Origin of the sequence: Pseudobutyrivibrio sp. OR37 (assembly GCF_900113655.1) — a bacterium.
In the GTDB taxonomy this organism is placed as follows: Bacteria; Bacillota; Clostridia; order Lachnospirales; family Lachnospiraceae; genus Pseudobutyrivibrio.
This window is the reverse complement of record NZ_FOQF01000029.1, coordinates 31,460-43,861: the sequence shown is the minus strand read 5'-3', so window position 1 is coordinate 43,861 and position 12,402 is coordinate 31,460. Positions and strand designations below refer to the sequence as shown.

The 12,402-nt window shown below is 41.5% G+C and carries 15 protein-coding genes and 1 pseudogene; 1 reads left to right on the top strand and 15 read right to left on the bottom strand.

Annotated features, from left to right (window positions below):
* Positions 1–642 (top strand): annotated as a pseudogene (locus BM097_RS12855) (transposase); the annotation flags it as partial.
* A gap of 146 nt (positions 643–788) precedes the next feature.
* Here BM097_RS12855 and BM097_RS16420 read toward each other — a convergent pair.
* The 15 genes from BM097_RS16420 to BM097_RS12785 all read right to left on the bottom strand — a co-directional run bounded on the left by BM097_RS16420 (position 789) and on the right by BM097_RS12785 (position 12,397).
* Positions 789–944: a hypothetical protein gene (locus tag BM097_RS16420; protein WP_177197464.1), complete on the bottom strand. Its 156-nt coding sequence runs from the start codon at positions 942–944 to the stop codon at positions 789–791.
* Entirely contained in the window at positions 907–2,250 is a 1,344-nt protein-coding gene (locus BM097_RS12850; protein ID WP_090550726.1) for a VG15 protein, read from the bottom strand. The genes BM097_RS16420 and BM097_RS12850 overlap by 38 nt, the downstream gene beginning before the upstream one ends.
* The gene (locus BM097_RS12845) at positions 2,234–3,631 is read right to left on the bottom strand and encodes a phage portal protein (protein WP_090550722.1); all 1,398 of its coding nucleotides are present in this window, start codon (positions 3,629–3,631) and stop codon (positions 2,234–2,236) included. The genes BM097_RS12850 and BM097_RS12845 overlap by 17 nt, the downstream gene beginning before the upstream one ends.
* A complete protein-coding gene (locus tag BM097_RS12840; protein ID WP_090550717.1) occupies positions 3,631–5,094 on the bottom strand; it encodes a hypothetical protein in 1,464 nt (487 codons plus the stop codon). The genes BM097_RS12845 and BM097_RS12840 overlap by 1 nt, the downstream gene beginning before the upstream one ends.
* The gene (locus tag BM097_RS12835) at positions 5,084–5,395 is read right to left on the bottom strand and encodes a hypothetical protein (protein ID WP_090550713.1); all 312 of its coding nucleotides are present in this window, start codon (positions 5,393–5,395) and stop codon (positions 5,084–5,086) included. Before BM097_RS12835 ends, BM097_RS12840 begins: the two co-directional genes overlap by 11 nt.
* 205 nt (positions 5,396–5,600) lie before the next feature.
* Positions 5,601–5,942: an HNH endonuclease gene (locus BM097_RS12830; protein WP_143084992.1), complete on the bottom strand. Its 342-nt coding sequence runs from the start codon at positions 5,940–5,942 to the stop codon at positions 5,601–5,603.
* Between the two features lie 222 nt (positions 5,943–6,164).
* Positions 6,165–6,569 carry a sigma factor-like helix-turn-helix DNA-binding protein gene (locus tag BM097_RS12825; protein WP_090550704.1) on the bottom strand — a complete coding sequence of 135 codons (405 nt, stop codon included), beginning with the start codon at positions 6,567–6,569 and terminating at the stop codon, positions 6,165–6,167.
* A 107-nt stretch (positions 6,570–6,676) separates the two neighbouring features.
* Positions 6,677–6,880: a hypothetical protein gene (locus BM097_RS12820; RefSeq protein ID WP_090550701.1), complete on the bottom strand. Its 204-nt coding sequence runs from the start codon at positions 6,878–6,880 to the stop codon at positions 6,677–6,679.
* A gap of 17 nt (positions 6,881–6,897) precedes the next feature.
* The gene (locus BM097_RS12815; RefSeq protein ID WP_090550697.1) at positions 6,898–7,245 is read right to left on the bottom strand and encodes a hypothetical protein; all 348 of its coding nucleotides are present in this window, start codon (positions 7,243–7,245) and stop codon (positions 6,898–6,900) included.
* Positions 7,211–7,630 carry a hypothetical protein gene (locus BM097_RS12810; RefSeq protein WP_090550694.1) on the bottom strand — a complete coding sequence of 140 codons (420 nt, stop codon included), beginning with the start codon at positions 7,628–7,630 and terminating at the stop codon, positions 7,211–7,213. The genes BM097_RS12815 and BM097_RS12810 overlap by 35 nt, the downstream gene beginning before the upstream one ends.
* Position 7,631: 1 nt before the next feature.
* Complete coding sequence (locus BM097_RS12805; RefSeq protein WP_090550690.1) at positions 7,632–8,027, bottom strand: hypothetical protein; 396 nt, start codon at positions 8,025–8,027, stop codon at positions 7,632–7,634.
* Positions 8,027–8,323 carry a DUF1937 family protein gene (locus BM097_RS12800; RefSeq protein WP_090550686.1) on the bottom strand — a complete coding sequence of 99 codons (297 nt, stop codon included), beginning with the start codon at positions 8,321–8,323 and terminating at the stop codon, positions 8,027–8,029. Before BM097_RS12800 ends, BM097_RS12805 begins: the two co-directional genes overlap by 1 nt.
* Positions 8,320–9,663 (bottom strand): hypothetical protein, encoded by a 1,344-nt coding sequence (locus tag BM097_RS12795; RefSeq protein ID WP_090550681.1) that lies wholly within the window; start codon positions 9,661–9,663, stop codon positions 8,320–8,322. The genes BM097_RS12800 and BM097_RS12795 overlap by 4 nt, the downstream gene beginning before the upstream one ends.
* A gap of 9 nt (positions 9,664–9,672) precedes the next feature.
* Entirely contained in the window at positions 9,673–11,856 is a 2,184-nt protein-coding gene (locus BM097_RS12790; RefSeq protein ID WP_090550678.1) for a PcfJ domain-containing protein, read from the bottom strand.
* Positions 11,810–12,397, bottom strand: coding sequence for a DUF7666 domain-containing protein (locus tag BM097_RS12785; RefSeq protein WP_090550676.1), 588 nt, complete (start codon positions 12,395–12,397; stop codon positions 11,810–11,812). The genes BM097_RS12790 and BM097_RS12785 overlap by 47 nt, the downstream gene beginning before the upstream one ends.
* Positions 12,398–12,402: the final 5 nt, after the last annotated feature.

The window sequence follows — 12,402 nt, the reverse complement described above, 5'->3', positions numbered from 1 at the left end:
TGTGATAAGAATGGGTGGATTTTAGGCTTCGATGTTAATCCTGGCAATGAGCATGACAGCAGAACTTTCAAAGGTCTGTATGATAAACTTCAGGACATTGGTATGGAAAAATGTGTTGTTGATGCAGGTTATAAAACTCCTGCCATTGCAAAGCTACTTCTTGATGATGGAGTCAAACCAGTTTTCCCTTATAAGAGGCCTCAGACCAAAGAAGGATTCTTTAAGAAATATGAGTATGTCTATGATGAATACAATGACTGCTATATTTGCCCTAATGACCAGATATTAAAATACAGTACTACAAATAGAGATGGTTATAAGGAATACAAAAGCTGTGGTCACATATGTGAGAAGTGTGAGTTCTTAGGACAATGTACAGCAAGCAAGAATCATGTAAAAATTGTAACTCGCCATGTCTGGGAAGAATACATGGAAGCATGTGAAGATATAAGACAGACCTTAGGTATGAAAGATTTATACTCTCACAGAAAAGAAACCATAGAAAGAATCTTTGGAACAGCTAAAGAGAATCATGGTTTTAGATATACACAAATGTATGGTAAGGCGCGCATGATAATGAAAGTCGCGCTTACCTTTGCGTGTATGAATTTAAAGAAACTGGCAAAGATACAGCAAGAATGGGAATTAGAAATGGCCTAAAGAAAGGCCTTTTTCAACAAAAATCAGAAAAGAAACTTAGAAAAAAGAAAGGATGCTGCAAAACTCGGTTTTGCAGCATCCTCTTTGTCTACAGTCTGAGCACTTACCTAGGTAAGTGCTCATTCTTGCTACATCACGCCTTCAGACTCTTTAATATAAAAATCACCAATTTCTCTGTCAAACTCCAAGACATATTCTGGAGTTCCCTCGATGAATTGCCCATTCTTCATCCATTTTTCAACAATCTTAAGTTTTTCTTGTAATTCCTTTGGTAAAATTGGCATTTTTCAATCCCTCTACTGTTCTATATTCAACATATACCTCATCAAATCTCTTTGCATTATACATATGCCTTGCATATATACTTATCTCACCTACATTATCGGCTGTAATGCCTTTTTTGTCAAGAATTCTCTTACTTTTTTCACACATATAGTCGATAACGTCCTCATCAGAATTAATAATATTTCCGGCATTTATGTACTGCTGTGAATCCTCCCAATGAAAGAGCTCATGCAAATTCATATGTCTTTCAACATTTTTATCTTCAAACACTTTAAAATAGAGTGTGTTTTCTGCCGCCACATATCTACCACCAGATTTTCCCAATTCTGTATCCGCTACAAGAACAATCTTAGGTTCTACCTTTCCCTCCACTCCTATCATCTTTTTAAATTGTGTGACATTATTCTCTATTTCTTGTAACTTTTTGGGCTTTATATTTAGCTTATCAGAGACGTATATGCCGTTTGGACTTCTTGTAATTCCTTTTGCTGTTATTGTGCCTTCTTTTACGTTTGATACAAAAGGATTATCCGTATCGCGTTCATGCCTAAAATCCATCTGTCGCTTCGCGTAAGCAGCTCTATGCTGCTCTCTAATCTTCTCAGCATTAAGCTTGTACTTATCTCTACGCATCTGATTGATGGCATCCTTATCGGACTTTCCGCTCCAGAAGGTTCCTTCCTCAGCTGCTCTATCCTGAGCATCATAATACATGCGCTCATAATACTTCGGATCGTAGCCTTCAATATGAGTCTTTGAATCAAATCTGATGGCATAGGTACAATCACAATTTGAATGAATATGCTCTGCGTGTCCATTCTTAATAGCATTCTTCGAGGCTAACTGCCAACCTCTTGATGCAAGTGCAATACAGAAGGCACATGTATCACCAGCAGGAATCCATGCAAATTCTGCTCCATATCTCAAAGCATTCTGGAGCGTGGTATCAGCTCCAGCTTGCTTGACTTTTCTACCTACGGCATTCGCTATAACATTCTCATTTTGAGTCTGCTTCATAATGCCATTAACCATTTTTGCTACTTCGTTTCTAGAGGCTGTTTGAGCCATTACAGCGGGCTGAATAACAGCCCCTTCCATCTCTGCTATAGTTTCAAACATCTGCGCCGATAAGGCGGCAGAGCCTTCACCGTACTTAGTTACAAGACCGTATGCATAATCAATAATGGCCTCTGTATCTGCAAATCCGTGTTTGGCAATATACTGCTGCATCTTTTCAGCTGCTGTAGCGTTAAGTTTGGATAACTTCGCTATGTAGTTCTTCCAGTCCTTAGTTGATATCTGCATCTATGTCCTCTATCAGAGCCAATCCTCTAGCTCTTTGCTCCTGAGCTTTGATTCTTGCAATATCTGCTGGGCTAAAGCCCACCATTTCCAAAAATACGTCTGTATCTGCGAAATTGCTTCTAGCACTTGCAAGCTTAATAGCCGCATCTGCTGTTGATGCAACATTAGGCATTGCAGGATTTTTGAAATGTGCTATCACATCCGCTGTCTCATCCAATTCATCCAGGCTCTTATTTTCTGCAATAGCTAGAGCCATTCTTGCAATATGCTCTAATGCATCACCATTTCCTGAATTCAGTTCTTCTGCAAGCGATACTAATGTTTTGCTTTGTGCCAAAATTGCATCACTTGATGTAGGATTAGCATCATTAATGACACCTGTATCTGTAACAGACAATCCTGTTTCTGCTGCAAACTGTGTGGCCAACATTCTCATCATATCGATGTGAGGCTGTAGGCTTCCTTGAGTGAGCTGGCCAAATTGTGGCTGCTTATCACTGTCTGGATTCATTGTTGCTGTCAAAAGTGAGCCAACATATGTCTTGAATTTGTTGTCAATCATCGCATCGTACTGTTCATCAGTAATGCCTAGTAAATACTTCTGCGGTGATGTTGCAAACTCTAAGCCAATTGTGGCATTGGCTACAGTTCTAATGTGACCATCTACCAAGCTTCTTACAGTGCTCTTAATACGAGAACGACCAAAAGGCTTTGCTGTTGTCTTATTCCACACAAGAGCTTCCATCAGAGGACATCCCATCTTATGCTTATACTCATGAGCTACCCAAACACCGTCCTCACGGATGATTTCCCATATGGCCTCATCAGTGTAGTAGTTTATATGTGATGGCTTGTATTCTCCCTGCTTTGATTCGTCCGGAACAGTATCGATAATGGCAAAGCCACAATCAATCCTATCCTTTTCGCCGTTCCAGAGAGCCGCCGCAGTCTGTGGGGAATGAAATTTGATTTTGCATTTGATTTTCTTATCTGCTGATAAGGTCACAAATGTACATCCAAACTTAAGCTCATCCTTACAAGCAGCCTTATACATGGTTACCAGCTTATTTTCTTTCGAGATAGCATCAAGTGTCTTGTTTTCTGTTCCCTTTACACTTACAAAGCCATCAAACATAGAACGTGCCGCAAGCACATCTACAGTCTTTGTAGCCCACTCACAGCCGATTCTAAGATTCTTTAAGCCATCTGGTAAGGCAATACCAATATTGACCTGATTAAGGGTAACCTTACCCTCGTAATACTCTTCTTTTGTTTCATTTTGTGCTTTATGGCGATCGTAAACATCAAATAACTGCTGCAATTTTGCAGCTTCGTTAGAAGGAAAGTTTACAATGCTATCTGGATTGATATTGAATTCCATTAACCTATCCTCATTTTTCTTCCTGGTTCTGATTTACTATTCCTACATCCCCAAAGAGCTAATGCACAAGCCTCAATAGGTTCGGGATTTTCACCACCGAATCCAAATCCACCGCCTGAGCCAATAGACCTTTTAACAGATGTCAATGCACTATCATTAAGCAGCTCCTGCTCTCCATACCAGCTAACAGTTTCTTCCGCCAGCTCATTGATCAGAGTAGATACTGCTGCAATCATGTCGTTTGCTCTTGGACGAACAACAGAGCCTTTGCGCTTCCATGTAGGTGCTATCTTGTCGACAAGCACATCTACACCGTTTCGTCCATCTATTACAACGCAAGATGCCGTGTTGTATCTTGCATTAAGCCAATCTGCAAGCCAGTTAGTACCATGGATAGTCTCTTTGTGCTCTATAAGTGATATTCTTGCATATCCCTTAGAATCAATAATCGCTCCACAAAGAGTGACCATGGCTCCATCTGATGAGAACTTGACTCCATAGGCTCTTTTGCCTTCTCCATCCTGTTTCCTAGAAGATTTGCAAGCCTCCCACATTTTATGATTTAGTGCAAAGTCTTGTTTCTTCTCCAGAATGTTCGCAATATATCCTAAATGCTCTCTAGCGAATCCATCATCGGTCATCATTCTCATGTCTTTTTCAAGACCAGAAATCAAAAGGTTGTATCCCAGAGATGGATTGCATCTGTACCATCTTGTTATGTCCTTGACATCTCCAACCTCATCCACTCCCCAAAGATGCAAGCATGAACCTTTAGGCTTGTCGGCTCTTATCTCTTTAATTGTCTTAGCCAGGATAAATCCTTTGTGTATTGCCTCTGGTGTTGGTGGAGTCCCCATCAATATTGTTTGAGGACTACCTGTAGGGGCTGATATATTTAAAGGCGCTAGAGCTTCAGCTTGTGCTTCTGTGTAGCTCTGCGCCTCATCAACTACTACCAAATCGAATGTACCGCCTCGGCCAACATCTGTACCGTTGCCACGAGTTCTGAATTCAATATGTCCGCCATTAGTCAAATCGAGAATCATTTGATTGGCTGATGTAGTATACTTTTTCACCATTGCATTAAGTTCGGGATACTTTGCAAATGGATCATTCCTTTTTTCACCAAATTTAGCTCTCAATCTATCAAATGCCTTTTTAGCTGTTTGATACTCTTGAGCTGTGTGTAATATGCTCTCACCTCGTGCAATTAATCCCCATGTCTCACGAGGATCTGAAACGCCAGTCTTACCATTTTGACGTGGCACCATTAGCACGCAGGTGTGATTAATCAATACTCCGTTTTCATCTACAGCAAGCCAATCATTTAATACCAGGTCTTGCCATTCATGGGGTGTTAAATCATAAGCGGCTGATAACTGACTAGCAAAGCCACCTTCCGTTTTTTCATATGGAGCGGACCATCTGAAGGTGGGCTCCTGGCACCCCAGCTTAATTTCCATTAGCTGCCTTTAGAATCTTAAATACTGGAGCTTCCATTGCTCCACTTTCGCCCTTCGCCGCTTCAAGGGCTTTCTTTCTGTCGATAGCTTCAAGCATTCCAGATGCCAATGGCTTCAAATCTCTGCTCGAATCTGTGATATCTATCATCTTTGCGTATTTAAGAATGATTGCTTCAACTGCTCCAAGTTCGCCCTCAGATTTCCACTTCTTTTCAACAGAATTAACACTTCTTGCTGATGTCCGCGAGCTCGCTGTTTTAGTGCTTTTGCGCTTTGTTGTAGTCTTCTTTGTTGTAGCCATAATGCACCTCCTTTGTTGTTTTTTGTCGTAAAGTGAAACGACATTTGTTCATTATGTTGTTACTTTTGAAACCTGATGCAAAAACTGTGGATTTTTGCATTTAGTGTGTCGACGCTGGTACGGCATGGGGTCGCTTAGGGGTGTGGGGAGGGGTCCCTCCCCACCCTTCAGCGAAAAAGGAGAATCTATATGACATATAAGAGTTTTACCAGTTGCCGTCCTGCACAATTCTTGAATGTGAAACCTTTTTCTTTTGTTCGTTTGGAAGCTTGTTGCTCTTCTGGGCATTGCACCAATAATGAGCCGCTTGTAGGTTATTCCAGTCCTCGGCAGCTTCACGCTTCGAGCTGTAACCGAACTCTAAAGCTCTCGATATCGGTATTATCTCGTCGATAACGAACGATAGCGGGTGGTTATGGTCGCTAGGCTCGTCGTAATGGATGGGGCCGTATTTGCCTTTGCAGATGCCACAGGGTGCATCCATAGCCTTGAATCTTGCTCTATGTTTTCTTCTTAAGCTACCATTTGCATATCTTTCGTTCTTCATAGTTGCCTCGGCCTTAGCCTCGGGGCGCATTTATATGCTGCCCCGACATGATCTATTATAAAAAGCACTCGAACAGGCCAGCTGTTAATGCTTTGTTATACTCAAAAAGGACCTAGCGTCACGCTAAGTCCTTTCGGAGAAGTAATTTGTATTGGGGGGTCTTTAAGTTTTTTTACACTATCATAGTAGCACTATAAAAACTTTTTTTCTTGACTTTTACTATCATCCTTCTAAAAGTTTTATTGCTTCTCTTTTGAGCTTGTATACCGTAGATTCCGAATAGTTTAGCTCTAGTGCTATCTGTGGTGCTCCATAATCCGCCAAATATCTTAGTTTTATTACATCTCTGTGTGCATCATCCAGGGCATTTGCTAGAGTCTCCACTGCTGTATACTGCTGCATGTATGCAAGTTCCAATCTCTTTGCGGTTTGCATTAGCTCGTCCAGCTTCTCGGCGAATATCAACATTGGGTCTTGTGGCGATGATTGCACGCTATCCTTGTCGTATCGTATTGCTCCAGGCAGCATCATAACTCTAAGCTTCTCCATCTGAGCTTTAGTGACCGCTATCTGTCTTTTAGTCCTTCTTGGTGATGTTAATATCTCGTGCACTTCCGCTTTTGTCATGCTTATTTAATCTCCCTTTTTTTCGTGTGGTATATAAAATTTATTATCCTGCTGCAATAGACCAATTACTTTGGTGGCTCTCTTTCCTTCTCCATGTTCCCCTCCTACTAGATTCCTTCTGTTACAGGATTAAGCACTATTACTGCTCTATGGATATCTTTTACTATCTCCTTAGCATATTCTTCTGTCTCATAAGCTCCAAAAAACCAGGCTTTATCCTGATGCAATTCATCAACTCTTACAATCCAAATTTGATAGTCCTTTGCGTATGGTGGTGCTCCTTCAACCCTTAATCCTACAATCTGTTCCATAACTTACCTCCTTTTTGCTATTTGATAATTATCCGCATTCCTTCCTTGCCATCTTTCTCATACAGATAATCTGCCTTGTAGCCCTGCTTTTTTAGACTCTCTAAAACGTGGCGCATATCCTCATGGTTAAAACATTTAACTGTATCACCAGCTTTTAATTCTCCCATTTCAATTCTCCTCTCACGTTCTTCTTGCATTCTTTCCCTTACTGTTTTGCGTTCTACCCCGTCGCATTGAATAACTACAACATCCTTTCTTTGAAGCTCCTCCATGTAATGTCCATAGCTCTTTAGACTCTTTTTCGCAGCTCCTGCTGCAATGTCTGTTTCATCAGGTCCTCTGTATTCTGCTTTCTTGCGTGCCATTTATTTCTTCCTCTTCCAAAAATCTAAATCCTGGCTCTGTATCTTCTGTTTCTTGCGATGTCGCAACCGACTGTTCATCTTGCTTATAGTTGCGTCCAAATACGCTCATCCAGTCTAACTCTGGGTGTACTGCCTCGAATCTCATTTGTGCTTCGTTCTGAAGCATACGAGCTATCTTGTAATTCTTATGTACTGCATATTTGCCTTCCGTGTGATGCTCATGGCAAAGATAAACCTTGAGTCCGTAGTGCTCGGCTTTGGTTCTGTTCTGGACTCCGAACACTACGTGATGCTCTTCTGTAGTCTTGTGCGTATCATAGTCAAGGTTCAATCGCATACACAGGTAGCAGCTGCCATCCTTCTGATGCATGATTGATTTGCTCATCTTAAGCCTCCAATGTACTCTCGTCTGTGACTTTCTTTTTGACGATGATTTTTCCATCCTTGTAGCTCATTGAGGCTGTAACATTACCAACTTTGACTGTAAGGCTGTCTAGATGGAACTTAGCAAGCTCCTCTGCGAATGGCTTTAGAAGTTCAGCAAATGCATACTTGCCTAAAAGCTTGTCTACGTTCTTCTTCGCCAGCTCTACGCCCTCTAGGCGCTTTGTTTCTCCTATCGCTTCCTCACAATCACACATTGATGTGGCCTTTGTGATCTTCTCCTCTTCGGTCATGTCGATTATTCCTTCAAAGGAATGATGCTGGCCACAATATCGGCATGCTCCGTAGTGTACTATTGTTCCTCTGCTTGTTTCTTTGCTTGGGATTTCGTTTGACATTATTTTTCCTCCTCAAAAAATATTGGTATACGTTTATCTACTGCATAGCAGAATTCTTCTCTAGCTCCGCTGGATTCCTTCCAACCGTTAAGCATTACAATTGCATCGCAACAATCTAGCTGAGCCAAGCACACCTTCATGTACTCTTTGTGTGTAGTTGTTCTTGGCATTACGTGAGCATTCTTTGCTGGATTGATTACCTCGTGTCCGCCTCTTTTGACATCATTCTCTGCTGCTGCAAAATGCTTCATGTAATTCTTTTTTCCTGTGATTGGTCCACTTAAATAAACTCTCATTCTCCCTCGTCCTCCTCATCGTCTTCTGCTATCTCTTTATCCCAAAGCGCTGATGCAAGTCTTCCCATTGCTTGGGCGATTAATGGAACCATATTGTCTTTGAGTTCCCTTACGCCTCGACTTGTTAAATTAGGTTTGCACAGCTCTGCTCTGTAGCCATCTAAAAGATTGATGCACTCTGCCAACTCAATCTCAATAGGTGTTGGCTCGTGACTGTCATCAACAAAATCTTCTACTGCTGCAACCTCAACATGTTCTACTTCATCATCAGCTTCAGCTTCGTCTGAATAATCATCCTCTCCAGGATTACCATTATCAGTTTCATCTTCTATCTCCCCGTTATCATCTTCACAAGAATCGTTCTCAAAATCATGTGATTCGTTCTCAAATCCTTGATTTTCGTTCTCAGAATCGTTTGATTTGTTTTCAGCCTCTGTCAGGTGAGTATCTGTTTCTGTTACTTCCTTGGCTTTGACAACTTTTGACTCCTTTTTCTTTGTCTCTTTCTTTTCCTCTTGCACCGGTGCAATTTCTAGTTTTCGGCCATAGTGCTTTTCCCATCTTTCTTCAGGTTTGTTTGGAAATGGCAGCTCTTCAATAGCTCCAATCTCCTCCCACATTTGCTTAACCTCAGCCCAAGTGTAAAGCTGCTTATCAGCTGTTCTAGAATTTACGATTGAGACCTTATCCTCTGAGCATGTCAGCACCATTCTGCCTAAGCCCATAACTCTTACCGAATACACCTTTGTATCACTAGGAACCATTGCAAGTACCACTCGGCTTTCCGTGTTTTCTAAGTCTGCAGACTTGGCAACCTTGATAAATATCTCTGGCTCACTTTCTCCGAGGCTATCAAGTGTCTTGTACAATAATTGCAACCTCATTGGCAACTCAGGAGCTTCTGCTTGAGGCTCTATCATTCGCTCTATATCTGTCACCTTTTTTTCAGCGTCGAACTCGTCTTTAACGGCTGTTATATCTGCCTTAGTCATGTCTGCTGATAGTTCCTCGTTCATCGCATCTGGAAGCTGAAGCATTACTGAGAGCTTTGCGTATCCGAAGCCTTGATATTTGCTCTCAAGCCGATCTGAGTAGCCACCTTCTGAAAATCTGTCGTTGATAGAAATAAATCTGCTCACGTAGGTGGCATTTAATCCGTATTCAGCTTCAGCAAACTCGGCCACCGTATTGTAGGTGCTTTCTTTCAAGATGTCTGTGTCTCTTGCCACCTTCAGCAGATATCCAAGCCTTACAAAGCTTTCTGCGGTCTGCTTGACTACTGTGTCGCACTCCTCTTTGAACTGCGCATAGGTCTTTTGGTAAGTTATTTCGTTTTCCATGTCTCCTCCTTACATTGCTTTCATGAAATCAGCCTCCAGGATGTCTGCCAGAAGTTGTCCGGCATATTTGCCATGCCATACCTCTTTTTTATCCTTCCTCAGCTGGCTGTAGTTCTCTTGTCTTAATTGGTCCGCTATGACTCCAAGCTTTTTCTCCTCTTTTGTCAGCTGTTTTTTGAAGTATTTCTGCCACTTTTTCAAAAAGGCTATTGCTTTCTTGAAATCATCGTTTTGCTTGTCTCCAGTGGTTCTTTTCTGCCTAATATTTCCTGATGGCTCTACCTCTAAGGTGTACCAAGGAAAATCAGGGTTCTCAGCTCTTCGCAAAAAGAAAATATAGCTTTCGTCCCTTTGGATTCTGTCGTAGTAGTATGTTGAGGTATGTACACAATGTCTCAAGCACAAACCTTCTGTTACGATGTCTTCAATTCCGTTAGGAACCACAATTTGATATCCGTCTGCTGCAAACTCGAACTTCTTGAGCTTTGGCATCTTTGAGTCAACCTTTGGCCATTCCTTTTCTAGCTTTTTAACCAGCTTTGCTCTCTCTTCTTTCTTCGAATCAAGAACCATTGCATCATGTGCCAGCTTGAGGTCTTTTGGCTTAAATAGTTGGTCTGCTGCAAGATTCAGCTTTGCCCTTTCTGCCATGCTCAAATAATCTTTCCATGTTGTGATTGTCTGTCCGATACTCTCGCCCATTGCGTCAGCCTGCTTTACTAAATAGTTAAAGGTTTTGGTTATTGATAGACGTTTGAGAGCAAATGCTATGTCTAGATATCCAATGTTCTCTGAGGCCAATGTTTTGATTATGTCGTCTGATATAACCTCGTTATCCTTCTTTTCGCGCTGTAGCCATCTGAGTGCTGTTAAATTGCCATCCATGGCCTTTAATCTTTTAAGCCTGAACTTATCAAGCTCTAATCCATCTGCAAGAGATGTCTGTTCTGAATACTTTTTTAGTTGCTCGCTGTTGCTGGTTCGAATTAATTCTTTTGCCAGGCTAAACAATCCCACTTTGGCCAGTCTCTCGATTACTGGGTATCGCTTTTCGAGTATTACGTATGCCATCAACCTCGTTGGAAGCTTGTTCCATAGCATATATGAGCTATGTTTAAGCAAAGGACTATCCATCTTCTTGAGATTGCCTTTGTATAGAATCGTGTTTTCATACCAGCCATAGTGGAAGCCTTCATGGGCTACACTAATGGTCTCTCCTAGGCACCATCTAACATATTTGTTTTTGTATGACTGCCAGTAGTATGTCTTCACTTCGTCATCCACTAAAAGCTTTCTTGAATACTCGTAGAAGTGTTCTTGCGGATGCCTTGGATCACCTCGATAGCTCTCGCTATACGTAAATGTCCTCTCGACAATTCCTCCATCAATCTTTTGAATGATGTTCGCTGAATATCCTTCAGCGTATAGCGTCTTAATCTTGCCTGTGGACTTGTAGATGATTTTAGCTCTACAGTGAGGGCACCTTGCTGTTTTGTTGTACTTAGGCTCCTGGACTGTTACCTCAGTTCTACAATTCGTGCACCACCCTGTGGTAGTCTTCTTTGGGCTATATTCGTAGAAGATAAAATGGTCTTTAAGCACATTCTTCCTAGCCCATACATTGAAGTTCTTTGGCAGTGCTGGTATCTTTGCCATATCCTCATCCCATGGCTTCTGTTCTGCCTTCTCTCTTCTCTTTGTTTCCTCGTCTTTGACTGCTTGTTGCCACTGCTGCAACCTTTCTATCCCTTTATAGCCTCTTTCATGTTCTACTGGAATTCTTGCTAATGTCTTCATTGCATCTGCATTAGCAAATATCTTTTGTTTGCAATCATATTGCCACCAGTAATGCTTGAGCCCGTTCTTCTCTAACAAGTTGTATATCATGGCTGTTAGCCATTTTACTTCGTTGCCTTCCTGATCGAGCTCTCTTGTGATGTATTCCTGACCTTCGATGTTTAAAAACACTTCGAATTTTGCACCGGTGCAATTTGCCCTCATCCAGCTTGGGTCAAAGATTGCTATTTTGATATAAGCTCCTAGGTTTTGTATTCTGATAAAGGCTTCGTACTCATAAATCTGCGTGTCCTCATCCTCGTATCTGTCATGGACCGTAATTTTATACTTTGCCTTTTGCATCATCTCTTTAGTCGCATCTAGCCTTCGGAGTTTTCTTAATTCTGCTTTTTGCATCTATCCTTCCCCCGCTTAAGAAAACAATGTTTTTTGTTTCCTCTGTAACCTTAATCACATCAATCGATACTATTTCCTTTTCATGAGCTTTACCTTTTTCTTTTACCAGGAATAAGGTTGCTCTCTCGTCTCCTGATGCTTTAGGATTTGTGCCTCTTACGATAAGAATCTCGTTTTTGGATGCATAACCTGAATTTCGTTGAACAAATCCGTCATAATCTCGATTGGGTCTCTGTCTCATCCACTCGCATTCCAGAGCTGCTATCTGCTCCTTTGTTACCTCTTTGAGCAATGTCAGTTCGGTACAAGATATTCTGTCAGCACCATCTTCATGGACATCTCCTTTTGCTTCGCATATGCAATATCTTGCTCCGTTACCGCTATACCATCTAAATACCTGGATTGGTTCTTCAACTGCATGGAATCCAGTCTGAACGCACTGGGCTTTCTCTTCTTTGTAGGTTTGGCCAACCTTGTACTGAAATGCTCCATTTCCTAATGTGCACACCAAGTCTCGATTGAATCCTTTGTAACAAATCATGATGG

Excerpts from the sequence above, each read along its gene's own strand:
- BM097_RS12815 (WP_090550697.1), bottom strand. The coding sequence starts at position 7,245 with ATGGCACGCAAGAAAGCAGAATACAGAGGACCTGATGAAACAGACATT.
- BM097_RS12835 (WP_090550713.1), bottom strand. The coding sequence starts at position 5,395 with ATGGCTACAACAAAGAAGACTACAACAAAGCGCAAAAGCACTAAAACA.
- BM097_RS12840 (WP_090550717.1), bottom strand. The coding sequence starts at position 5,094 with ATGGAAATTAAGCTGGGGTGCCAGGAGCCCACCTTCAGATGGTCCGCT.
- BM097_RS12850 (WP_090550726.1), bottom strand. The coding sequence starts at position 2,250 with ATGCAGATATCAACTAAGGACTGGAAGAACTACATAGCGAAGTTATCC.
- BM097_RS12810 (WP_090550694.1), bottom strand. The coding sequence starts at position 7,630 with ATGAGCAAATCAATCATGCATCAGAAGGATGGCAGCTGCTACCTGTGT.
- BM097_RS12820 (WP_090550701.1), bottom strand. The coding sequence starts at position 6,880 with ATGGAACAGATTGTAGGATTAAGGGTTGAAGGAGCACCACCATACGCA.
- BM097_RS12800 (WP_090550686.1), bottom strand. The coding sequence starts at position 8,323 with ATGAGAGTTTATTTAAGTGGACCAATCACAGGAAAAAAGAATTACATG.
- BM097_RS12830 (WP_143084992.1), bottom strand. The coding sequence starts at position 5,942 with ATGAAGAACGAAAGATATGCAAATGGTAGCTTAAGAAGAAAACATAGA.
- BM097_RS12805 (WP_090550690.1), bottom strand. The coding sequence starts at position 8,027 with ATGTCAAACGAAATCCCAAGCAAAGAAACAAGCAGAGGAACAATAGTA.
- BM097_RS12790 (WP_090550678.1), bottom strand. The coding sequence starts at position 11,856 with ATGCAAAAAGCAGAATTAAGAAAACTCCGAAGGCTAGATGCGACTAAA.
- BM097_RS12825 (WP_090550704.1), bottom strand. The coding sequence starts at position 6,569 with ATGACAAAAGCGGAAGTGCACGAGATATTAACATCACCAAGAAGGACT.
- BM097_RS12795 (WP_090550681.1), bottom strand. The coding sequence starts at position 9,663 with ATGGAAAACGAAATAACTTACCAAAAGACCTATGCGCAGTTCAAAGAG.
- BM097_RS12785 (WP_090550676.1), bottom strand. The coding sequence starts at position 12,397 with ATGATTTGTTACAAAGGATTCAATCGAGACTTGGTGTGCACATTAGGA.
- BM097_RS12845 (WP_090550722.1), bottom strand. The coding sequence starts at position 3,631 with ATGGAATTCAATATCAATCCAGATAGCATTGTAAACTTTCCTTCTAAC.
- BM097_RS16420 (WP_177197464.1), bottom strand. The coding sequence starts at position 944 with ATGCCAATTTTACCAAAGGAATTACAAGAAAAACTTAAGATTGTTGAA.